Source organism: Microvirga arabica (assembly GCF_016811235.1).
Lineage (GTDB): Bacteria > Pseudomonadota > Alphaproteobacteria > Rhizobiales > Beijerinckiaceae > Microvirga > Microvirga arabica.
In genome coordinates, this window is sequence record NZ_JAFBID010000007.1 from 65,104 (window position 1) to 88,087 (window position 22,984).

Annotated in this window: 12 protein-coding genes; 5 read left to right on the forward strand and 7 right to left on the reverse strand. The window is 62.0% G+C overall.

Translation table 11 applies throughout. The features are described 5' to 3' along the window. Positions 1–4 precede the first annotated feature (4 nt). The 3 genes from JQC81_RS05650 to JQC81_RS05660 are packed head-to-tail and all read right to left on the reverse strand — an operon-like array spanning position 5 to position 2,876. On the reverse strand, positions 5–1,015 hold the full coding sequence (locus tag JQC81_RS05650; RefSeq protein WP_203270843.1) for a TRAP transporter substrate-binding protein: 1,011 nt from the start codon (positions 1,013–1,015) through the stop codon (positions 5–7). A gap of 38 nt (positions 1,016–1,053) precedes the next feature. Further along, on the reverse strand, positions 1,054–2,337 hold the full coding sequence (locus JQC81_RS05655; RefSeq protein WP_203270844.1) for a TRAP transporter large permease subunit: 1,284 nt from the start codon (positions 2,335–2,337) through the stop codon (positions 1,054–1,056). Beyond that, a complete protein-coding gene (locus JQC81_RS05660) occupies positions 2,334–2,876 on the reverse strand; it encodes a TRAP transporter small permease (RefSeq protein WP_203270845.1) in 543 nt (180 codons plus the stop codon). The genes JQC81_RS05655 and JQC81_RS05660 overlap by 4 nt, the downstream gene beginning before the upstream one ends. A gap of 331 nt (positions 2,877–3,207) precedes the next feature. On the opposite strand from JQC81_RS05660, the gene JQC81_RS05665 reads away from it, so the two are divergent. The 4 genes from JQC81_RS05665 (at position 3,208) to JQC81_RS05680 (ending at position 7,040) form a co-directional block, all read left to right on the forward strand. Then, a complete protein-coding gene (locus tag JQC81_RS05665) occupies positions 3,208–4,407 on the forward strand; it encodes a mandelate racemase/muconate lactonizing enzyme family protein (RefSeq protein WP_203270846.1) in 1,200 nt (399 codons plus the stop codon). Positions 4,408–4,444: 37 nt separating this feature from the next. Beyond that, positions 4,445–5,821: an FAD-binding oxidoreductase gene (locus JQC81_RS05670; protein WP_203270847.1), complete on the forward strand. Its 1,377-nt coding sequence runs from the start codon at positions 4,445–4,447 to the stop codon at positions 5,819–5,821. A 30-nt stretch (positions 5,822–5,851) separates the two neighbouring features. After that, positions 5,852–6,622 (forward strand): SDR family oxidoreductase, encoded by a 771-nt coding sequence (locus JQC81_RS05675; RefSeq protein ID WP_203270848.1) that lies wholly within the window; start codon positions 5,852–5,854, stop codon positions 6,620–6,622. Positions 6,623–6,809: 187 nt separating this feature from the next. Further along, positions 6,810–7,040 (forward strand): hypothetical protein, encoded by a 231-nt coding sequence (locus JQC81_RS05680; protein ID WP_203270849.1) that lies wholly within the window; start codon positions 6,810–6,812, stop codon positions 7,038–7,040. A 117-nt stretch (positions 7,041–7,157) separates the two neighbouring features. On the opposite strand, the gene JQC81_RS05685 is transcribed toward JQC81_RS05680, so the two are convergent. Then, positions 7,158–9,266, reverse strand: a complete 2,109-nt coding sequence (locus tag JQC81_RS05685; RefSeq protein ID WP_203270850.1) for a PAS domain-containing hybrid sensor histidine kinase/response regulator — start codon at positions 9,264–9,266, stop codon at positions 7,158–7,160. Further along, positions 9,263–15,112, reverse strand: coding sequence for a HAMP domain-containing protein (locus JQC81_RS05690; protein WP_203270851.1), 5,850 nt, complete (start codon positions 15,110–15,112; stop codon positions 9,263–9,265). The genes JQC81_RS05685 and JQC81_RS05690 overlap by 4 nt, the downstream gene beginning before the upstream one ends. 274 nt (positions 15,113–15,386) lie before the next feature. On the opposite strand from JQC81_RS05690, the gene JQC81_RS05695 reads away from it, so the two are divergent. Then, positions 15,387–16,388: a Bug family tripartite tricarboxylate transporter substrate binding protein gene (locus JQC81_RS05695; RefSeq protein WP_203270852.1), complete on the forward strand. Its 1,002-nt coding sequence runs from the start codon at positions 15,387–15,389 to the stop codon at positions 16,386–16,388. A gap of 40 nt (positions 16,389–16,428) precedes the next feature. On the opposite strand, the gene JQC81_RS05700 is transcribed toward JQC81_RS05695, so the two are convergent. Continuing rightward, a complete protein-coding gene (locus JQC81_RS05700) occupies positions 16,429–20,730 on the reverse strand; it encodes a translocation/assembly module TamB domain-containing protein (RefSeq protein WP_203270853.1) in 4,302 nt (1,433 codons plus the stop codon). Further along, positions 20,730–22,685 carry an autotransporter assembly complex protein TamA gene (locus JQC81_RS05705; protein WP_246520259.1) on the reverse strand — a complete coding sequence of 652 codons (1,956 nt, stop codon included), beginning with the start codon at positions 22,683–22,685 and terminating at the stop codon, positions 20,730–20,732. The genes JQC81_RS05700 and JQC81_RS05705 overlap by 1 nt, the downstream gene beginning before the upstream one ends. Between the last annotated feature and the right edge of the window lie 299 nt (positions 22,686–22,984).

A 22,984-nucleotide genomic window follows, 5' to 3' on the forward strand; every position in this document is an offset into this window, starting at 1 on the left:
GAGATTACTTCCCTCGGACCTTCGTCAACTCGTCCTGCATCATCTTCACGGTCTCCGGCCCGATGGTTGCAGCATGCTTCTCCCAGACGCTCTTCGCCTGCTCACGCATGCGATCGGCTTCCTGTGCATTCAACTCGTTGACGATTGTACCCTCACCCTTGATCTTGTTGAGCGAGGCTTGGGACAGCTCGCGGGAGACCTTGCGCTGCTCATCCCGAGCCGTGACAGCACAATCGCGCAATGCCGCCTGCTCGTCCTTCGACAATCCATCCCACAGCTTCTTTGAATAGAGAACGAGGAATGGCGTATAGGCATGGCGGGTGACCGACAGGTACTTTTGCACCTCGTAGAACTTGGACGTGTCAATGGTCACGAAGGGATTCTCCTGACCGTCGATCGCCTTCGTTTCCAGAGCGGTGAACACCTCGCCGAAAGCCATCGGGACGGCATTGGCACCCAGGGTCTTGAAGGTGTCGAGGAACACATTGTTCTGCATCACGCGGACCTTGAGGCCCTTGAAGTCCTCCCACTTTTCGACCGGACGGCGCGAGTTGGTCAGGTTGCGGAACCCGTTCTCCCAATAGGCCAAATTGACCAGGCCAACGGATTCAAGTTTTGCATCAATCTGCTTACCGAAGTTGCCGTCGAGGACCGCGTCCGCTTCCTTCTCGTTGGCGAAGAGGAACGGCAGATCGAACACACCGAGATCCGGCAGGATGCCGATGAGAGGCGAGCTCGAGGTAACGACCATCTCCTGAGTGCCGGAGCGAAGAGCCTGAGTCGCCTGCAGATCGCCGCCCAGGGCATTGCCCCAGAAGCCCTGAACCTTCAGCTTTCCGCCTGACTTGTCGGCCAAGCATGCCTTGAACTTCTCGACACCCTTACCATTGGGGTGATCCTCGTTCACACCGTTGGAAAGACGGATGTTGCGCTCCGTGAACTGCGCATAGGCCGGAACAGCCGCAAGGATGGTGGCTGCAACACCTGCAGCAAGGGTGAATTTGAATGCCTTCATGATTGCTTCCTCTCTCTCTTTGTTTGACTTCAACCGACTTACCGTCCCCGCAACCAGGCCAGGGGTACTGTTACCAGTTCTGGGAAAAGGATGAGCAGAACCAGCACGAATAATTGGGCCATCAGGAACGGGTTCACGCCCCGCATCACAGCTCCCATCGGAACACGGGCAACGCCGCTCACCACGTTGAGCACGATTCCGACCGGGGGAGTGATCAGTCCGATTGCATTGTTGATGATGAACAGGACGCCGAAATAGACCGGGTCGATGCCTGCCTGCTTGACGATCGGCATCAGGACCGGCGTCAGGATCAAAACGGTTGGAGAGAAGTCCAGCGCCGTTCCGACGATGACCACAAGGAACATCAGGGCGAACATGAGCAGAGTCTTGTTATCCATCAGGGGCTGGATGAGCCCGCTGATCTCGCCCGGGATGTTCGCCTGAGTGATCAGCCAGGCGGAGACCAACGCAGCCGCCACCAGGAACATCACCACGGCCGTTGTCTTTGCTGCGGTGAGGAACACTCCGTAGAGCATCGAAGGCTTCAGTTCGCGATAAACGAACATGCCGATCACGAGCGCATAGACGGCAGCCAACACCGCGGCTTCTGTCGGCGTGACGATACCCCACTTGATTCCGCCCAGAATCATGACCGGCATCAGGAGCGCAAAGAAACCATCGACAAAGGCCTTGCCCCGTTCCCGCATCGTGGTGCGAGGGAACGTCTGCATCTTGTCCCTTCTGCTGACGATCGCCCATGCGACGACGAGAGATATACCCATCATCAATCCGGGAACGATGCCGGCCAGGAACAACTGCGAGATCGAGACATTGGCGGCAACGCCGAAGATAATGAAGCCGATGGAAGGTGGAATCACCGGAGCGATGATGCCGCCGGCTGCAATAAGTCCCGCGGCCCGCGGAATATCATACCCTGCGTTGCGCATCATCGGGATGAGAATAGCCGCCAGGGCAGCCGTATCCGCCGCAGCGGACCCGGACAGGGCTGCAAGGATGAGGGCCGCTACGATGGCGACATAGCCAAGCCCGCCATGAACATGGCCCAGGCAAGCCAGTGCGAAGTTGACGATCCGCTTCGACAACCCTCCGACATTCATCAGTTCCCCGGCCAGCAGGAAGAACGGAACGGCGAGAAGCTGAAAGTTATCGGCTCCGATGATCATGTTCTGCGCCACGATCTGGCTGTCGAAATTGCCGAGCCAGAGCATGAGCGCCAGAGCGCAGACGATGAGCGCGAAGGCAATCGGCATTCCAAGGGCCATCGAGCCCAGAAGCGATGTGAGGAATACGACGATCGTCACTCAAGGTGCCCTTTCAGGGTATGGGCTTCATCGTCACTGTAGTCTCCCGCGAAAGCCCGAAGCTCCGGACCGCTCAGGCGCCCGGTGACAACCCTCAGGATGCGAAGAGCTGCCATAAGGCCGAGACCGACGCTTGCGAAGAAGCCGACACCATAGACCCACAGCATCGATATCTCCGTGATGGGAGCATAGTTGGTGGCGTTGATCTCCGCCTGCTGCCAAGTCCCCCAGAAGAAGACGGCGCAGCATCCGATCACGAAAAGGTCCGACAGAACCATGCAGAGCTTGCGACCCCGGTCCCCCAGACGGGACACCAGGGTCTCCACGCCCAAGTGGGCGTTCTGCCGCCCCACGACGACGGCTCCGATGAATGTCAGCCAGACGAAGAAGTAGCGGGAGAGTTCTTCAGATACGTCGATGCCGGTATCGAAGAGGTAGCGCAGGACGACATTGCCGAAAACCATGACGACCATGGCGGCGAGCAGGAAGACTAAGAGCCCCTCCAGGCCCTTGAAGAAGAAGGATATAGCCCTGTCCACCGTTGCTCCCTGTCTCCCGTTCCTGCCCACATGATTCTGTTCGCCTCCGGCCACTGTTCAAGGTCGCTCAGAAGCAAAGTTTCGCTGATCTAAGGCCCAGCCTTGAAGAGTGTCAATTCGGCACGGGACTATGATCGGATCATCTGATGCTGGAGCAAATGCCGGCTTGAAGGAAGTGTTCTATTGTTGCGAATTATACTTATGACTAGCGCCACACAGGCTCATTTCGGTGGATACGCACCTCGCTCCCCAGGAGCCGGCTCATCAACTGTAACTGTTGTTCTCTGCGGTCTTTCATGCCCAGATGGGCTGTTGCCATGACGAGAACTCCATGAAGATCACCAGCGTCGAAACAATCCGCCTGCAGGAATTCGCGAACATCATCTGGGTTCGCCTCCATACCGATGAGGGCCTTGTTGGCCTGGGCGAGACCTTCATGGGCGCCGCTGCGGTCGAAGCCTACGTTCATGAGACCGTCGCGGCCAAGCTGATCGGGCGCGATCCTCTCCAGATCGAGGCCATCAACCGCGATCTTCAGAACTATCTCGGCTGGAGATCGGCCGGGGTTGAAACAAGAGGCAACTCCGCTGTCGACATTGCCCTGTGGGATCTTTTCGGCAAGGCCCATGGCAAGCCTGTCTGCGACATGCTGGGCGGGCGCTCACGGGATCGAATCCGGGTCTACAACACATGCGCAGGCTACAGGTATATCCGCGACGGCCGGGCGCAGAAGGTGGCGAACTGGGGCGTTGGCAGCGCCGAGGGGGCCTATGAGGACCTGGAAGCGTTCCTGCACACGGCTGACGATCTGGCCCACTCCCTGCTGGAGCAGGGTATTACCGGCATGAAGATCTGGCCGTTCGACATGGCGGCCGAGCGCAGCCACGGCTATGACATATCCCCTTCCGAACTCAAGACGGCCCTTGAGCCATTCGCCAAGATCCGGAAAGCCGTCGGCGACAAGATGGACATCATGGTCGAGTTCCACTCCCTGTGGAGCCTGCCGATGGCCAAGAAGCTTGCCACGGCTCTCACCGAGTTCGACACCTACTGGCATGAAGACCCTTTCCGCCTCGACAACATCGGCGATCTCAAGGAATACGCCCGGCACTCCAAGGCATGGGTTTGTGCATCCGAGACCCTTTCCTACACGCATGCGTTCCGGGAATATCTCGAAACCGGCGTCGCGGGCGTCGTCATGCTCGATCTGTCCTGGTGCGGCGGTCTCACCGAGGCCCGCAAGATCGCCGCGCTTGCCGAAGCGTGGCATGCGCCGGTTGCGCCCCATGACTGCACCGGGCCGGTGGTCTACGCAGCCTCGTGCCACTTCTCCCTGCATGCGCGGAATGCGCTGATTCAGGAAAGCGTCCGGGCGTTCTACACCGGCTGGTACACTGAGCTGGTGACGGAACTGCCTGTCGTTTCCAACGGAGAAGTCACGGTTAACATGAAGCCGGGCTTAGGGCTGGAACTGCTGCCGGACCTCTGCAGCCGGCCGGATGCAATCGTCAGAATATCCGAGAACTCATAGTCAACCCTCGAAAGACCATTTGAAGACATGGAATGCCATGAGCGACGTGATTGATGCCTTGAAAGCCGCCCTTGGATCTCAGGTCAAGACAGGATCCGACATCCCTTTGCGCAACCACGCCGATGCCAGCGGCCTTGCACCCACGCCTCCCAAAGCTTTGATCCTGCCGCAGACGACGGAGGATGTCGCCACGGCTCTGCGGATCTGTCACGAGCATAGCCACCCCCTTGTCACCCAGGGTGGCCTGACAGGACTGGCAGGCGGCGCACATCCTCAGACGGGAGAGATTGCCCTTTCCCTTGAGCGCATGACAGGCATCGAAGAGATGGATGCAGCCAGTGCGACGCTCACGGCTCTTGCCGGCACGCCTCTTGCGGCCGTACAGCAGGCCGCCGATGAGGCCGGTTATCTGTGCGGGATCGATCTCGGCGCACGGGGCAGTTGCACCATCGGCGGCAATGCCGCTACCAATGCCGGCGGCAATCAGGTGCTGCGTTACGGCATGGCTCGCCGCAACATCCTTGGCCTGGAAGTCGTCCTCGCGGACGGGACGGTCATCCGATCCCTTAACAAGATGCTGAAGAACAATGCCGGCTATGATTGGACGCAGCTGTTCATCGGGAGCGAAGGGACTCTCGGCGTCATCACGCGAGTGGTGATCGGGCTGCACCCGAAGCCTCAAGGGCTCCAGACAGCCCTCTGCGCTGTCGAGAGTTTCGAGGATGGCCTGCTCGTGTTGCGCCAGTTCCAGCAGGCGCATCCCGGGCGCCTGCTCGTGTTCGAGGCCATGTGGCGTGAGTTCATGAATGTCGCCACTCGAATCTGCGGCCTCCCGCCTGCCTTTCAAGCTGAGCATGACATTACGCTTCTGATCGAGGCAGATATGGGAGAGGACCCGGCAGGAACGGAAGCATTCTCTCTTGTCCTGAGCGAGCTCTATGAGCAGGGACTGATCAAGGACGCTTTGGTCGCACAATCGCGCACCGACCGGAACCGATTCTGGGCCTACCGGGAAACGCCATATGAATACGGCCGCTTCCTGCCCGAGGAGATCCGCTTCGATGTCAGCGTTCCGCTTGACCGGATGACGGAGGCCGTCACGCATCTGCGCGAGGAGATGCCAAAGCGCTGGCCGGAAGCCATCTGGGTTGTCTTCGGCCATGTCGCTGACAGCAACATCCATATCAATGTTGCCATTCGAGACATGAATGACGAGACCAAGAAGGGTGTCCAGGGACTTGTGTATGATCTCGTGTCACGCCTCGGCGGTTCGGTGTCGGCCGAGCACGGCATCGGGCGCATCAAGCGACCTTACCTTCCGTTGAGCCGGTCCGGACCCGAACTTGCCCTGATGGCCAAGATGAAGCAAACCGTCGATCCTGCCGGTATCCTCAATCCTGGCCGCGTGCTCTGAGCGCGGCCGAATGTTCCAAGGCGTTCGACGATGAATGTTGGAAGTCTCTTCGACCTTTCCGGGCGCATTGCCTTGGTAACAGGATCGAGCACTGGGATCGGCTTCGCCCTGGGCCAAGGATTGGCAAGAGCCGGAGCAAAGGTCGTCCTCAACGGGCGCGAGCCGGGAAAGCTTGCACTCGCTGCCGACCGGATTCGTCAGGAAGGTTTGTCGGTGCATGAGATAGCCTTCGATGTCACCGACAGCAACGCCGTTAAGCCTGCCATTGAGCGGATTGAAAATGAGATCGGCTCCATCGACATTCTGATCAACAATGCCGGAATGCAGTTTCGCGCTCCCCTCGAAGATTATCCGGAGGATGCCTGGCATGCCTTAATGAAAACGAATGTCGACAGCGTGTTCTACGTCGGCCAGGCCGTCGCGAAGCAGATGATCCCGCGCGGGCGGGGCAAGATCATCAACATCTGTTCAGTTCAGAGCGAACTCGGCCGCCCGTCCATTGCGCCCTATTCGGCCACGAAGGGGGCGGTGAAGATGCTCACCAAAGGCATGGCGATCGATTGGGGAAAGCACGGGCTTCAGGTCAACGGCATTGGCCCGGGCTACTTCAAGACGGAACTCAATCGGGCACTCGTGGAGGATAAGGCTTTCTCCGATTGGCTGATCGGCCGCACTCCCTCACGACGTTGGGGCGAACTGGAGGATCTCGTGGGAGCCGCAATCTTCCTCGCCTCTGACGCCTCTAATTTCGTCAACGGACAGATCATCTATGTTGATGGAGGTGTGACCGCCTCGCTCTGAGACATCGCCGATAGATAGCCCTCCTTGGAGTTTGGAATTACTTCCCAGTCCTGGCGCCGGTCATCAGCCGAAACTCACCATTAAGGTTTTGACTCTAAGCGAATGGCCAATGGTGGTTGCATTCTCTCTGCATGATGGTTAGCAACTGCCCTGTGATTTGCCAGACAAGCTACTTGGGAGGACCCTCATGGCCCACGGAGCGTACTGCGTTGTGTTCAAGCATAACCGCTGGACGGTTTCACAGTTCGGGAGAGATTTGGGTTCGTTCTATTTCCGCGCCAAGGCTTTGAAATTCGCAGTCGAGTCGGCATGCTGGTCGGCCGTTTCCAACTGCCCGACAGTGTTTGTCCTTGATCGTACCGGCGATTTCTACACGGCATGGCAAGGTGATCGAGATACACTCACCGCGACAGCGTGAACGATTCAGCGGTCTTTGACGCCGCAGTGGGATCTCGGTCGGTGAACAGGTTACAAGCTGAGATTCAGCGCCAAGTGCATCCCTTTCCAACAATCTCGAAAAGGCGCAATTGAGAAGTCACGCTACCGCGGCCTCCGGTCGCGAAGCGGTCTTCTCTAGCTCAACGTTCTCCGGCAGCTTCATCAAATCCTGGATCTTCTCGGCCAAATCCGTTGCGCGATAGGGCTTGTAGAGGAGATGGAGATCGTTGAGCGTCTCTTCGCTATCGAAGTAGCCGGTTGTCAGGAGAACTTGGATCTCCGGATGCTCCCGTTGGATCAGGCGGGCAAGATCAACGCCACTGAGCTCGCCGGGCATCCGAACATCGGAGAGCACAAGAGAGATATCTCTTTTCTTCTTCAGGACCCGAGCGGCCTCATCACCGCTCTCGGCCTCATTCACCGTGAAGCCAAGCGAGCGAAGCGTGGACGTAGCAACCTGACGGACAGCAGGATTGTCCTCGACCACCAAAACGGTTCGCCCCTCTCCGAAAGGCGTGGCATCGCCTGAATGATGTTGATGAGTATCGTTGGCACTCTCGTGTGACCGAGGGAGGAAGATGCGGATTGTCGTTCCGACATTCTGTGCACTTTCCACCTCGACTCGGCCGTGACATTGTTGAACGAAACCATAGACCATGCTGAGGCCGAGACCCGTGCCTTTGCCGCTCTCCTTCGTGGTGAAAAACGGCTCAAACACTTTTGCGAGCACTTCAGGCGGCATTCCGATGCCGGTGTCCTGAACAGTGATCTCCACATAATCGCCGCTGGGAAGAGGCTTTCCTTCTTCGATAGCTTGGTTTGCAAGGGTTATCGTGAGGTCGCCGCCGTCCGGCATGGCGTCGCGAGCGTTCACGGCAAGGTTCAGCAGAGCCGCTTCGAACTGGGCACGGTCGACCTGAATTGGCCAGATGTTTTCACCTGCCTGAACGCTGGCATTGATGTTCTCACCAAGCGTCCTGCGCATGAGTTCCAGGAGGCTCGGCATGAGGCTCATCACGTCGATCGTCGACACCTGCAATGCCTGGCGACGGGAGAAGGTCAGAAGCCTGTAGGTGAGATCAGCACAATGCTGAGCACTCTCCATGGCCATTCGAACCCGCCGCTCGGCCTTCTCGTTGCCCTGGATGGTTTTCCTGAGAAGGTCGAGATTGCCGATGACGACGCTCAGCATGTTGTTGAAGTCGTGAGCGATGCCGCCTGTGAGGCGACCAACGGCCTCAAGCTTGCTGGCATGAAGCAGGTTCTGCTCCATTTGCTTACGCTCAGTGATGTCGAACCACATTCCGAAGAACTCGCGGGGACGACCTTCGTCATCCCGCATGAGAACCGTCTGGTCGAGGAAATATCGCTCGACGCCATCTGCACACAACCAGCGATATTCGAGACTGACGGCCCCTTGTTCCTCCAACTGCTTGAGCTCGTTCAAAACCCGGTCCCGGTCCTCGTCGCTGATCCGGGAAGACCAGAAATCCGAGCGTTCGAGGAAGGCTCCTGGCCGAAAGCCGGTGATCCGCTCGATGCTCTCGTTGGTGAAGTGAAGCTGCCGGTGGTCCTCCTGGACGGAAGCCGTATAGAGCGCAATCGGCAGCGACTGCAGAACGATGGCCTGATGCTCCTCGCGCCGCCGCAGGGCCTGCTCGGCCTTCAGCTTCTCGCTGCGGACCCGCAGGTTGTCCATAAGCAGATGCCGCTCCTGCTCTGCCTGACGACGGATCTCCTCCGTCTTACGGTACAGGTCGACGAAGATATCTACCTTCGACTTCAGGATCAGGGGCTCGATGGGCTTGAAAACGTAGTCAACCGCACCCGCGGAGTAACCTTTGAAGACATGCATGTCGTCTTTGTTAAACGCGGTCAGGAACAGGATCGGCACCCGCGACGAGCGGGGCCTGTTCCGGATGAGGCTGGCAACCTCATAGCCGTCCATGCGGGGCATCTGCACATCGAGAAGGATGGCCGCAAAATCGTCCTGGAGAACACGACGCAAGGCGGACTCGCCCGAGTCGGCGGTGACGATCTCCACACCGGGAGATCGCAATACCTCTTCGACGGCGATCAGATTCCGAGGGTCGTCATCGACCACCAGGATCTTGGCCAGGATGGGATCCGCCAAGGGACGGGCCGAGACCAGATGAAACTCATCCGCCCCCAGGCCCGCATCCACCTGCCCAGCGTCTTCGATCATGAGTTCAACCCGACCCCTGCCGCGCCATTGGGAGCAGTCTTCCCTTCAGGGATATAGGTGCTCCGGCTCAGTTGAACGCGCAGGACGGCAAGAAGCTGATCGATATCCACAGGTTTCGACACATAATCCGTCGCACCCGCTTCGAGACATTTTTCTCGGTCGCCCTTCATCGCCTTGGCGGTCACGGCAACAAGCGGCAGATCGCGGTACTGAGGGATGTTCCGGATCTCTCTCATAGTCTCATAGCCGTCCATTTCCGGCATCATGATGTCGACCAGGGCAACATCGATATCCGGGTTGGCCTGAAGCTTCTCTATGCCTTCCAGGCCGTTCTCCGCAAAGATGACGGACAGCCCATGCTGCTCGAGCGCGCTCGTCAGCGAGAAGATGTTGCGCATGTCGTCATCGATGATGAGCACCTTGCGGCCATCGAGCGATCCATCGGCGCGATGCTCAACGATGATGTGCTTATCCTCCGGGATGGCGCTGATCGCCCTGTGGAGGAACAACGCCGTGTCGTTGAGAAGCTGCTCGGACGAGCCCTCGCCTTTGACAATGATCGTCGCGGCGATGTTCTGCAGACGACGCTCTTCCTCCCTGGTCAGATCCTGGCCGGTGTAGATGACGATCGGCAGTTCCTCACCACCCTGCGTCTTGCGAATACGCTCGATCAGCTCGGCACCGGGCAGGTCCGGCAGGCCGAGGTCCACGATGGCACAATCGAAGGGTCGTACCTGGATGACCTCCAGGGCACCTTCGGCCGTTCCCACTGCGGTGACGTCGACCTGTTCGCTCTTCATGAGCTCGGACAAGCTCATGCGCTGATTGTCATCGTCCTCGACGAGGAGAAGCTTCTTCACAGGCCGATCGATGAACTCCTTCGTGCGGTTGAGCGCACCCATGAGAGCCTCGCGGTCAACAGGCTTCTCGAGGAAGCCGAAGGCGCCGGCCTTGAGGCCGCGCTTTTTCTGGTCGTCGACCGAGATCACATGGATCGGAACGTGTCTCGTCCTCGGATCGTGCTTCAGGAGATCCAAGAGCGCCCATCCATCCATGTCGGGCAAGCCGATATCGAGGGTGATCGCATGCGGCTTGTAGCGATGAGCCAAGGCAAGGGCCGAAGCCCCGTCCATGGCGATGAGGCCCTTGAAGCCCTCCTCGCGCGCGAGTTCCAGCAGCACCGACGCAAACATCGCATCATCCTCAATAATGAGCACGATGCGGTCACCCACCGTGATCGCGTGACGATCGTCGAGGGATGCGGAGAGCGCCATCGCTGCAGAGGGCTGCCGGATCATCTGTCCGGGTGCATCCTCGGAAGGCGTGTAGGACCCGGTTCCGTCGCCGCTCGATCGCGCTGCGGATGCCGTGCCGAGCGCTCCATGGCTTGAGGGAGGCTCCACGGGAACAAAGAGCGTGAAGGTAGATCCGGTTCCTGGGGTGCTCGACACCACGATCTCACCCCCGAGGAGCCGCGCGATCTCGCGGCTGATCGACAGGCCAAGACCGGTTCCACCATACTTGCGGCTCGTTGTCCCGTCCGCCTGCTGGAAGGCTTCGAAGATGATCCGCTGCTTGTCCTCCGGAATGCCGATGCCGGTATCCGTGACGGACATGGCGACCCACTGGCTTCCGGCCCGCAATGGCGAGCCTTCGGCGGACCCGATCTGAAGCGTCACACCTCCGCGCTCCGTGAACTTGAAGGCATTGGACAGCAGGTTTCGCAGCACCTGCTGCAGGCGCTTCGAGTCCGTTCTAATGGCAAGCGGAAGCTTCGGATCGACATCAACGTGGAAATCGAGTTTTCTCTCTTCCGCAACCTGGCGGAAGGTCCGGTTCATATTGTCCACGAGATCCCTGAACGCGACGTTGGAGACCTCAAGACTGACCGTCCCGGACTCGATCTTGGACAGATCGAGAATGTCGTTGATGAGCGACAGGAGATCGGAGCCGGCAGCGTGGATCGTTTTCGCAAACTCCTTCTGCTTGTCCGTCATGTTGCCTTCGGAGTTCTCGGTCAGCAGTTTCGACAGGATCAGAAGCGAGTTGAGAGGCGTCCTCAGCTCATGGCTCATATTGGCCAGGAACTGCGACTTGTAGCGCGAGGTCAGGGAGAGCTGCTCGGCCTTCTCCTCGAGCGCAGTCTTGGCGATGGAGACTTCCTGGTTCTTCGTCTCAACTTCCCGCTTCTGGATCTCAAGAAGGCGCGCCTTGTCCTCAAGCTCCTCGTTGGTCTTCTGGAGCACTTCCTGCTGCTGCCGCAGAAGCTCCTCGGACTGGCGTAGCGTGGCCGCCTGCTGTTCCAGACGGTCGTTGGTGTTCCGCAACTCCTCCTGCTGGCTCTGCAGCTCTGTGGTCAGAAGCTGCGATTGCTTCAGGAGACCCTCCGTGCGCATGTTGGCCGCGATCGTGTTGAGAACGATGCCGATCGACTCCGTCAGCTGGTCGAGGAAGGACTGGTGTGTTTCGGAGAAGCGGTTGAACGAGGCCAGCTCGATCACCGCCTTCACTTCCTGCTCGAACAGAACCGGCAGGACGATGATGTTGAGCGGCGCGGCCTCGCCAAGCGCCGAACCAATCTTGATGTAATCATTCGGTGCGTTGGTGAGAAGAATGCGTTTCTTCTCGTAGGCCACCTGCCCGACGAGACCCTCCCGCAGGCGGAAGCGGTTTCCAAGATGCTTCCTCTCCGTGAAGGCGTAGGAAGCAACGAGTTCCAGGGTAGGCTCATCGCCACGGTTCTCGACCGTGTAGAAGACGCCCTGCTGCGCATTCACCAGCGGCGCAATCTCTGACAGAATCATGTTGGAGACGGTGGCGAGATCGCGCTCGCCCTGCAGCATGCGGGTGAACTTGGCGAGGTTAGTCTTCAGCCAATCCTGCTCCGCATTCTTGAGCGTCGTGTCGCGCAAGTTGCGGATCATCTCGTTGATGTTGTCCTTCAGCGCCGCAAGCTCGCCGAGGGCTTCCGCGGTGATCGACCGGGTCAAGTCGCCGCGCGTCACTGCCGTGGCCACTTCCGCGATGGCTCGCACCTGGTTTGTCAGGTTGGCGGCAAGCTGGTTCACGTTATCCGTGAGATCGCGCCACAGGCCTGATACACCTTCCACGCGCGCCTGGCCGCCGAGCTTGCCCTCCGTGCCCACCTCTTTCGCCACGCGGGTCACCTCGGATGCGAAGGAGTTCAGCTGGTCCACCATGGTGTTGATGGTGTTCTTCAGCTCCAGCATCTCGCCCTTGACGTCGACCGTGATCTTCTTCGACAGGTTGCCGTTCGCCACCGCGGTGGTCACATCCGCGATGTTACGCACCTGACCGGTGAGGTTGGCCGCCATCATGTTCACGTTGTCGGTGAGGTCCTTCCAGGTGCCGCCGACACCGCGGACTTGGGCTTGGCCTCCGAGCTTACCCTCGGTGCCCACTTCGCGGGCCACGCGGGTCACCTCGGATGCGAAGGAGTTCAGCTGGTCCACCATGGTGTTGATGGTGTTCTTCAGCTCCAGCATCTCGCCCTTGACGTCGACCGTGATCTTCTTCGACAGATCGCCGTTCGCCACTGCGGTCGTCACGTCTGCGATGTTACGCACCTGACCGGTAAGGTTGGCCGCCATCATGTTCACGTTGTCGGTGAGGTCCTTCCAGGTCCCGGCCACGCCCTTCACTTGTGCCTGACCGCCGAGTTTACCTTCAGATCCCACTTCGCGCGCCACGCGCGTCACCTCGGAGGCGAAGGAGTTCAGCTGATCCACCATGGTGTTGATGGTCGATTTCAGCTCGAGCATCTCGCCTTCGACCACGACGGTGATCTTCTTCGACAGGTCGCCCGTCGCAACGGCGGTCACGACCTCGGCGATGCCGCGCACCTGACCGGTGAGGTTCGCCGCCATGAGGTTCACGTTGTCGGTGAGCCCCTTCCAGACGCCGCCGACGCCCTTCACCTGGGCCTGTCCGCCGAGCTTGCCTTCGGAGCCCACCTCCTTCGCCACGCGCGTCACCTCGGAGGCGAAGGAGTTCAGCTGATCCACCATGGTGTTGATGGTGTTCTTCAGCTCCAAGAGCTCGCCGCGCACGTCGACCGTGATCTTCTTCGACAGGTCGCCATTCGCCACCGCGGTGGTCACATCCGCGATGTTACGCACCTGACCGGTGAGGTTGGCCGCCATCATGTTCACGTTGTCGGTCAAGCCCTTCCAGACGCCGCCGACGCCTTCCACGCGCGCCTGGCCGCCGAGCTTGCCCTCCGTGCCCACTTCCTTCGCCACGCGGGTCACCTCGGAGGCAAACGAGTTCAGCTGATCCACCATGGTGTTGATGGTGTTCTTCAGCTCCAAGAGCTCGCCGCGCACGTCGACCGTGATCTTCTTCGACAGGTCGCCATTCGCCACCGCGGTGGTCACATCCGCGATGTTACGCACCTGACCGGTGAGGTTGGCCGCCATCATGTTCACGTTGTCGGTGAGGTCCTTCCAGGTGCCGCCGACACCGCGGACTTGGGCTTGGCCTCCGAGCTTACCCTCGGTGCCCACTTCGCGGGCCACGCGGGTCACCTCGGATGCGAAGGAGTTCAGCTGGTCCACCATGGTGTTGATGGTGTTCTTCAGCTCCAGCATCTCGCCCTTGACGTCGACCGTGATCTTCTTCGACAGATCGCCGTTCGCCACTGCGGTCGTCACGTCTGCGATGTTACGCACCTGACCGGTAAGGTTGGCCGCCATCATGTTCACATTGTCGGTGAGATCGCGCCACAGGCCGGCGGCGCCGGGCACGAGAGCCTGTCCACCGAGCTTGCCTTCGATACCCACTTCGCGCGCCACGTTCGTCACCTGATCGGCGAAGGTGGCCAAGGTATCGATCATGCCGTTGATGGTATCCGCCAGAGCGGCGATCTCGCCTTTGGCGTCCACGGTCAGCTTGCGCGTAAGATTGCCGACGGCGACGGCGGTCACGACCTCGGCGATGCCGCGCACCTGGCCGGTCAAGTTCGCCGCCATCATGTTCACGTTGTCGGTCAGGTCTTTCCAGGTGCCTGCCACACCCTTCACCTGCGCCTGTCCGCCGAGCTTGCCCTCCGTTCCCACCTCTTTCGCCACGCGGGTCACTTCCGACGCAAACGAGTTGAGCTGGTCCACCATGGTGTTGATGGTGTTCTTCAGCTCCAGCATCTCACCTTTTACGTCGACGGTGATCTTCTTCGACAGGTTGCCGTTCGCCACCGCGGTGGTGACCTCGGCAATGTTACGCACCTGACCGGTAAGGTTGGCCGCCATCATGTTCACGTTGTCGGTGAGGTCTTTCCAGGTGCCTGCCACACCCTTCACCTGCGCCTGTCCGCCGAGCTTGCCCTCCGTTCCCACCTCTTTCGCCACGCGGGTCACCTCGGAGGCGAAGGAGCTCAGCTGGCCCACCATGGTGTTGACCACCTTGCCGATGCGCAGGAACTCGCCGCGCAGGGGGCGCCCCTCGATCTCGAGCTGCATGCTCTGGCTGAGATCGCCTTTGGCCACTGCGCCGATCACGCGGGCCACCTCGGTCGTCGGCTGGACGAGATCGCCGATCATGGAGTTGACCGAGTCGACACATTCGCTCCAGCAGCCCGTTGCAGCCGAAAGACGCCCTCGCTCGCCGATCCGCCCTTCCTTGCCAACGACCTTGGCCACCCGGTCCAGTTCCTGGGCGAGCCCCTTGTTCAGGTCGGCGATATCGTTGAAGGCTTCAGCGATCTCGCCATCGATGCCGGTCAGATCCGAAGGCAGGCGGACGGAGAAGTCGCCTCTCCGGAACGCGCGCAGCGTTTTGAGCAGCAGCTTGGGATCAAGCTGCGAAATGGCGGTTTCGACTTGTGACATAAGGCCCCCTGTTACGCTGTTCCAGGCCTACTCGCGCCTGGACCCCATATGCCGACGTCCCAAAAGCTACTTTGTTCGTCTTCGGATGGAATTCGACCCTGCGTAACGCTTTTCAAGGGATCAGAGTTCCCAAATCCAGAAAAAATTTCAGGCGTTGCAGGCCTTCACATCGGCCCTCAAGGCCATTGCCCTGGATCATGGGTTGCGCTCACATGGGGAGCTGCCGTTCCGGAATATCCGCGCAGTCAACGACACTAAACCCTAGGGAGCCGCCATGTCACCCTCTTCCTACCCCGCACGCCGACACATCCTCGGCCTTCTGCTCGGAGCCGGAGCCTGCCTGGCCTCGGGAGCCGCCCTTGCTCAGCCGGTAACATATCCAACGCGGCCGGTCCGCATGATCGTGCCGTTCACGCCGGGCGGCACCACCGACATCTTCGCCCGGCTCGTAGGCGAGAAGCTGTCCCAATCCCTGGGGCAGCAGTTCGTCATCGAGAACCGCGGCGGTGCCGGCGGGAATATCGGAGCGGATGCGGTCGCGAAGGCGGAGCCGGACGGCTACACGCTGGTGATGGGCACGGTCGGCACCCATGCTATCAATCCGAGCCTCTATGCAAAGATGCCCTATGACGCCCTTACGGATTTCGCACCCGTTGCCTACGTGGCCGGCGTGCCGAACCTGATGGTGGTGAGCCCCAAGAAGGTGAAGGCCACCACGGTGCAGGAATTTATCGCCGAGGCGAAGGCGACTCCCGGCAAATTCACCATGGCGTCGTCTGGCAACGGCACGTCGATCCATCTCTCCGGCGAGCTCTTCAAGCAGATGACGGGCGTCGAGATGCCCCACGTGCCCTACCGCGGCAGCGGCCCGGCCGTGAACGACCTGATCGGTGGGCAGGTGGACGTGATGTTCGACAACCTCCCCTCCTCGATCGAGCATGTTCGCGGCGGCAACCTGCGGGCGCTGGCGGTCACGTCGGCAAAGCGCTCCCCGGCCGTTCCCGACAAGCCCACCCTTGCGGAAGCGGGCCTACCCGGCTTCGAGGCCACGAGCTGGTTCGCCATGTTCGCTCCCAAGGGCACGCCGCCGGAGATCACGAACAAGCTGAACCAGGAGGTCCGCAAGGCCCTGGAGACGCCGGAGCTGCAGAAGCGCTTCGCCGATCTCGGCGGCGAGATCCAGCCCATGAGCCCGGATGAACTTATGACCTATGTGAGGGCCGAGCACGAGAAATGGGCGAAGGTCGTCAAAGCCTCGGGCGCGAAGGTCGACTGATGCCTGAAGCAGCGGGGCTGCCAGAGGGCAGCCCCGGCACTTAATACTCCAGTTCGAACCCAAGCCCAACGGACGTGCCGCCTTCGGCATTCACCTCGCCTTGGGCCTTGAGACGCCGCGTCAGGTCGATATCAACGGTGACGCCGCTTTCCTCGGGCCGCGCGCCGGCCCGCACGCCCACGCGCACGTTATCACTGATGTAGCGGGAGACACCCACACCCGGTCCGCCGCCAGCACCAACCGTGATGTCGAGGCTGTCGACGCCCAGCGATCGGCGCAGGCGCTCGAAGGCGTCGTTCCCGGAGCCGCCGGAGAGCTGCGCCACGGCCTGCGCCAATTGCAGGGCCTGGCCGGCAGAGAGACCGCCGGACGGCCTCTGGAACAGGATGCGGGAGAGCACTTCATCCTGCGGCAGGTCGGGTTCGGAGCTGAACGAGAATTCGGGACTTGAGGCCGGGCCCGTCACCGCAATGCGCGCCGTCACGTCCCCGGCCTTCGTCTCGGCCAAGAAGTCGAGCGACGGGGTGAGATCGCCGGTGAAGTCCAAGCGGCCGCGCACGAACTCGATCCTCTGCCCGAGCAGATCGAAGCGCCCACGGCGCAGCTCGAAGGCACCGATGGCGATGGGATCCTGGGTCGTGCCCTGCAGCCTCAGGTCGCCGCCGAGCTCGGCATTGATGCCCCGCCCCCGCACGAAGATCCGGTTCTGCGCCGTCAGCACGAGATCGAGCTCGGCCCTGAACGGCGCCCCCCTGGCGGAGGCGGATTGCCGCCGCTGCGCAAGGGCAAGCCGTGCCGCGGCGGTAGGCGTGGGCCGCACGTGCTTCGTTCCGGGCAAAGGCCGCAAGGTTGTCGGCAGGCGGTCGGGCACGGAGACGTTCATCGTGATGATATCGACGCGTCCCGCTACGCGCGGCCGGCTGGCCAGCGATCCTGATAGGGTCAGATCCAGGTTGGCCGTCGCATCGACGGTTTCGTTGGAAACGAGCTGCGCCCGGTTGCCTGTGATTCTGATCTCGCCGGGAAAGCCTGCCGCCGGATCGATGGTCACCTGACCCCGGGCTGCAAGGGAGCCACCGTTCGGTGTCTGCGCCGTCAGGCTCTCGATGACCAGCACCTTGCCACGAGCGGCAAGCCGCCCGGTGATGCCGTTCAGCTGAACGCCCTGCAGCGCATCGGAGAAGCTGCCATTTGCAAGGGCGACGTTCCCCTCGATCCGAGGATCGGAGAGGGTTCCGGCGATGGCGAGATCCAGATTGGCCGCGCCGGTGAGGCGCTGGCCGGAGGCCGACAGGATCGTGTTCGCGATGGCAAGGTCGGCGCGGCCCGACACTCTGAGAGCCAGCTCGCCGGTCGGTTCGATCGGAACGCTGCCGGACACCTGGAAGGTCCCGGCGCGCGCGGCCGAGACCCGCGCTTCGACACCAACCCGTTGATCGGCCAACCGGCCCTGCGCCTCGATGCCGAGGGGCGGCAGCCCTGCCTGCCGGGTCTGCGGGGTTGTAAGGCCGGATACAGTCAACCGATAGGCGCCGCTTGGATTGCTCGCGGTTCCCGTGATCGTGGCGCTGCCGTTGACCGTGCCGGCAAGACCGAGATCAGGCACGAGGATCTCGGCCGTCTGGAGCGGCAGGTTGCGGATGTCGGCCGAGAGGTTGAGCGTGTCGCCGACGGTGCCGGACAGGGCAACGCGCCCCTGGTCGGCCGCGACCACGAGATTGGACAAGGTGATGCTGCCGTCCCGCAGCGCAATGGTGGCCGGCTGTGCCAGGGCCAGGCGCCTGCCGCCACGGCGGGCCGTGAACGAGGCCAGCTCTATCCGTGTCGCGTCTCCCGGTACGACGCGGCCCTGCGCATCGAGATTGAACCCCTGCCCCGTGGCCGAGGCGGTGAAGCGCGAGGCGTCGGGCGTACCTTCGGCGATGAGACGCACATCCCGGTAGGTCTGGCCTCCGGCCGTCATAGCAGCGGCTGTGACGGAGCCGTCGATTACCGGGCGGCGATACAGATCCTGAACCGCGAGCTGCGCGCTGAAATCCCGCACGGCGATATCGGCAGCGGCAAAGCGCGCTCCCCGCGCGGTGACCTGCACGTCCTGCCCGCCGCCGCGCACGGCAAGTGTGACGACCGCATCGAGCGCTCCGTCGAGCTTTGTGAGCACGAGCGGGGAAAGGTCGTCGAAATCGCTGCCGGACAGGGAGATCTCGCCCTGGGCCAGCTGATCGGGGCTCAGGCGGAGATTGCCGTTGAGGGCAACCGAGCCGATGTCGATATCGAGCCGGTCGAGCAGCCAGCCGCCTTCCGGTGGCTTCGCCAAGTGCAGGGAGCCCGTGGCGGGTTTGTCGTCGATCCGCCCATCCAGGGTGAGAGTCGCGTCGAGGGCGCCCGTCACGTCGCGGGCATTAAGATCGAGGGCGAGGCGCGGGATGGAGCGGCCGAGCGCCCGAACATCGGTGAGCGTTGCGGTGCCGGTCACGTCCGGTCGCTCCAGAGAGCCCGTGAGACGCGCCGCAAGGTTTGCCCGTCCCGCAGTGATGCGCTCGTCCACACGCCGCAACTCGTCGATGGTGACGTCGAGACCCAGGTTGGCGGCCGATTGTGTGGCCTGTCCGTCCAACCGGGCGTCGAGATGGGCACCGTCGACCCGAAGATCATTGAAGGCAAACCCGTTCGGGATGCGGCGCACGGTGCCTGCGGCCGTGACCGTGCGTCCCAGGAGACCGTCGAGGGCCGGCGTTCCGGTCGAAAGCTCGCGCAGCCGCGCATCGATGGCCGCGGCCATGTCGTAGCGACGCGGGTTGCCGGACAGCCGGGCCGTCAGATCCGCGGAGCCACGCAGGGTCCGCCCGGCGATGCCGGAAAATGGCGCCAGGGCCGGAATGCTGGCCTCCAGCGTCCCGTCGAGGATCGCCGATCCGACCCGCCCGCTGAAGCTCGCCTGTGCGGTAGATGTCTCGATGCGCGCGGTCTCGACGCTGGCGATTCCTTCAAGGTCGAAGGAGCCGCGGGAGGTCACCGCGAGGGTCGGCCCAATTGCCCGCGCGAGCGCCTGATCGGCCGGGCGGATCCCGCTGGCATTGGCATCGATGGCGAAAGAGAAACGGTCCGGGGGAGACACGCCCTCCACCGGGTTCATGGTCACGCGGGCGTTCAGGGCATCGAGGGAGCCTTCCGGCAGCCTGACCTCGGCCGCCTCTAGGGTGCCATTGACGCGCGGTGCGGTCAGCGCCCCCTGGACCGTGCCGTCGAAGTTGAGCCTGGCGATTTCCGCCGCGCCGGCGCGTGTTCTGTTGCCGTCCGTCGGCAGCGCACGGGCGCTGAGCCGGATGTCGAGAATCTGTCCGGAGCTGATGGTCCCATTCAAGTCGAAGCGGGCGACGTTAGACGTGATCTGGATCGGCTGAAAGCGGACTCCGCCATCGTCGCCCACATTCACACTGCCGACCAGTTGCGTGGTGCCGCTGAACACCGGGGCGACCGGCGCCGGCAGCAGCCCTTCGATGCGGGCCGCCAGATCCACGTTCAGGTCATAGGCGGCATTCGTGCGCCTCACCGTGGTGGTCCCTGTGGCTCCGATGGTCGGACCGGCGGTGAAGTCGAGCCGCGCCGCAAAATCGCTTAAGGGTCCCTGACCAGCGAGCTTCAGATCGACAGGCGGCAGGCCGGGCAGATCCAGAAGCCGTGCGGCGATGCCGCCTGCGGGCTCCTGGTGCGTGAGATCGAGGGTGAGGCGGTTCGACTGCGGCACGTAGCTGAGATCGATCGACAGCTGCCCGGGGGCATCGAGGCGCTGCGCCGCAAAGGTCAGGTCGAGTCCTTCCGAAGGATTCCCGATCTGGGCGGAGCCTGCCGCCGAAAGCCGTGCTTGCGTGCCCAGCACCGGCTCGCCGAGCACCAGTTCCTGCAGGGCGAATCGGTCGATGACGACCCGGACCGGCAACTCGGGCAGGATCGGCTCGTCGGAAACCGGCGCGTCCTCCTCGGCGGGCAACGGCCTGCGCTGGATCTCAAGACGATTGACGGTGAGCTCATCGACCTGGAGCCGCCCGCGCAGGAGCGCCGTCCGGCTCCAGACCAGATTGGCGCGGTCGAGGGTGAGCCATACGCCGTTGCGATCCGCGATGCGCACGTCGCGGATGACGGCATTGGACGAGAGCGCCCCCTCGATGCTGCCGATGTTGACCCGCGTGGCCGGGGTGGAGAGGAGGCGCGAAATCAGGTTGGCCAGAACGCCCTGATCGCTCTGCGCCTGGCTCGGGCGCGAGACGAGGAACCAGGAGGCGACCAGCGCCACGGCGATGAAAACGGTCAGAAGGGCAAGGGAGCGGATGGGCTTTTTCATCAGAAGGCCTGCCCGATTCCGACATAGATGGCGTAAGATGGATCGCCGCGTTCCCGATTGACCGGGATCGCAACGTCCAGGCGGATGGGACCTATTCCCGTGTAGTAGCGGAGGCCCAGGCCGGCGCCGACGCGGATGCGCTCGTTGAAGTCCGGATAGCTCGACTCGAAGGCCGTGCCGGCATCGACGAAAGGCACGATGCCGATGGTATCGGTGACCTTGATGCGAGCCTCGAGCGAAGCCTCGAGGAGGCTCCGGCCGCCGACGGGCTCGCCCAGGAAGGTTGGGCTCAACGACCTGTAGGTATAACCGCGCACGGAGCCGCCGCCGCCCGCGAAGAACCGCCGGTTTGCGGGAATCTCATCGAGATCCGCCCCCACGATGGAGCCGAGGCCGATGCGTCCGGCTAGCACGTAGCGGGACTCCTCGTCGAGCGAGTAATAGGCCGACGCAGTTCCCCGGGCGATGGTGATCGGCACCGAAGAGCCGAGAAATTCCGGATAGGGTGTGACCGAGGCGATGAGCCTGATGCCCTCGGTGGGATTGAGAGCATTGTCGGTCGAATCGTAACTGAGGGAGACCGGCAACCCCACGAGGGTGTAGTCGATCTGTCCGAGCACATCCGTGGTCTGGCCCCGCTCGTACTCGATGCCGCCCTGGATCGAGAACGTCTCGCTGAAACGGTGGCGGATGGCGGCGGTCGCGTTGACGAGCCGGCTGGTATAGCCCTCCGTGCGGTCGCGCTCGACGAGGGCATCGACAAGCAGGTCGTTCCGGGTGCCCCAGAGAGCCGGCTTGAGGAAGCTCGCGCGGAAACGGCCTCCGAGATCGCTCCAGTCGAAATCATCGTCATCGTCCGGGCGCCCGCCGTCCTCGGTGAGGTAGAAGAGATTGCCCTCGAGCCTCAGCCGCTCGGCGCCGCCGAACAGGTTGCGATGCGCCCAGTAGGCTCTGAGCGCCGGCCCGTCCGTGGTCGAGTACTGCGCCGATGCCCCGATTACGCGCAGCGGGCGCTCGGTGAGTTCCACGAAGAGTGGCAGGTTTCCATACGCATCGAGGGTTTCGGCCTCCCTGATCCGCACGGACCCCAGCGCTTCGATCTGGGAGATCGACTTGCGCATGGAGGCGAGCTCCGCCGGCGAGTAGGGATCGCCCGGCTCGGTGTAGATGAAGGAACGCACCACCGCCGGATCGACGTTCTCGGCCCCCTGGACGATGATGGGGCCGATGCCCGCGCGCGGACCCGGATCGACCGCAAGGCTCACGTCCATCGCCTGGGCCGGGTGATACACCACGGGCTCACGCCGTTCGACCTTGGCGAAGGGGAGTGACTCGGCGCGGAAATGATCGACAATGCGTGCCTCGGCGGCCAGGATGTCGGCGGAACGCGCCGGATCCCCCGGCTCGATCTGCACGACCCGCGGCGGCAACTGCCCCGGCGGGAACGGCCGCCCCGTGCGTGCGTCCAGGACAGACACATCCCGGAGGGCGAATTGAGGACCGGGATCGGCGATGATCTGAACAGGCACGAGAGCCCGCGCGCGGTATGCCGCCGCCGCGCGCGTCGCGGCTTCGGTGCGCGAGGACAGGAGCGCCAGCGGGACGCCCGCGACATTGATCGCAACGCGGGCGTTATAGTACCCCGCTCCCCAGAGGGCATCGATCAGGCGCGGCAGATCGGCCTCCGCACGGGCCACCAAGGCTGCGGCGTCCGGGGGAGGCTCCTCCTGGAGGCTCTGCAGAGTCGACGCATCCTTCAGAATTTGCTCGAGATTCTTCGTGTCGCCGACGGCGTAATCCAGGGAGTAAGGCAGGGCCTCGGCGCTGGGTGGGGGCGGCTCATCGCCCCCGCCGAACCAGCCGAAGAGATCGAACGCGGCGGCATGGTTCGACGGCAAGCCACTGAACAGAACGCCTACCAGGAAGAGAAACGCTGTCCTTCGTATGGTGCTCAACCACAGCACTTGAGGCACTCTCTCCCTGAGACGGAACTGCTTCTTGATTTCGCGGCATGCCTTGGGCGTTCCCGGAGACGTGCTGCAATCTGTCGAGGTTCGTAACTAACCATAGTTTCCCTAGCGGCAAAACCCCAGCCAGACGATTTCAAGTTGATTGTTGATGAAACACATCGGCAGAAAGCGGACGCGAGGAATACATCCATATCCTGCATTGCGCTCGGAGCCTGCAGGAAAAAGATGCTGCAGCAAACCACCTCAATTCTGCCGGGATATTGCCACTTTCCGGACACTTCATA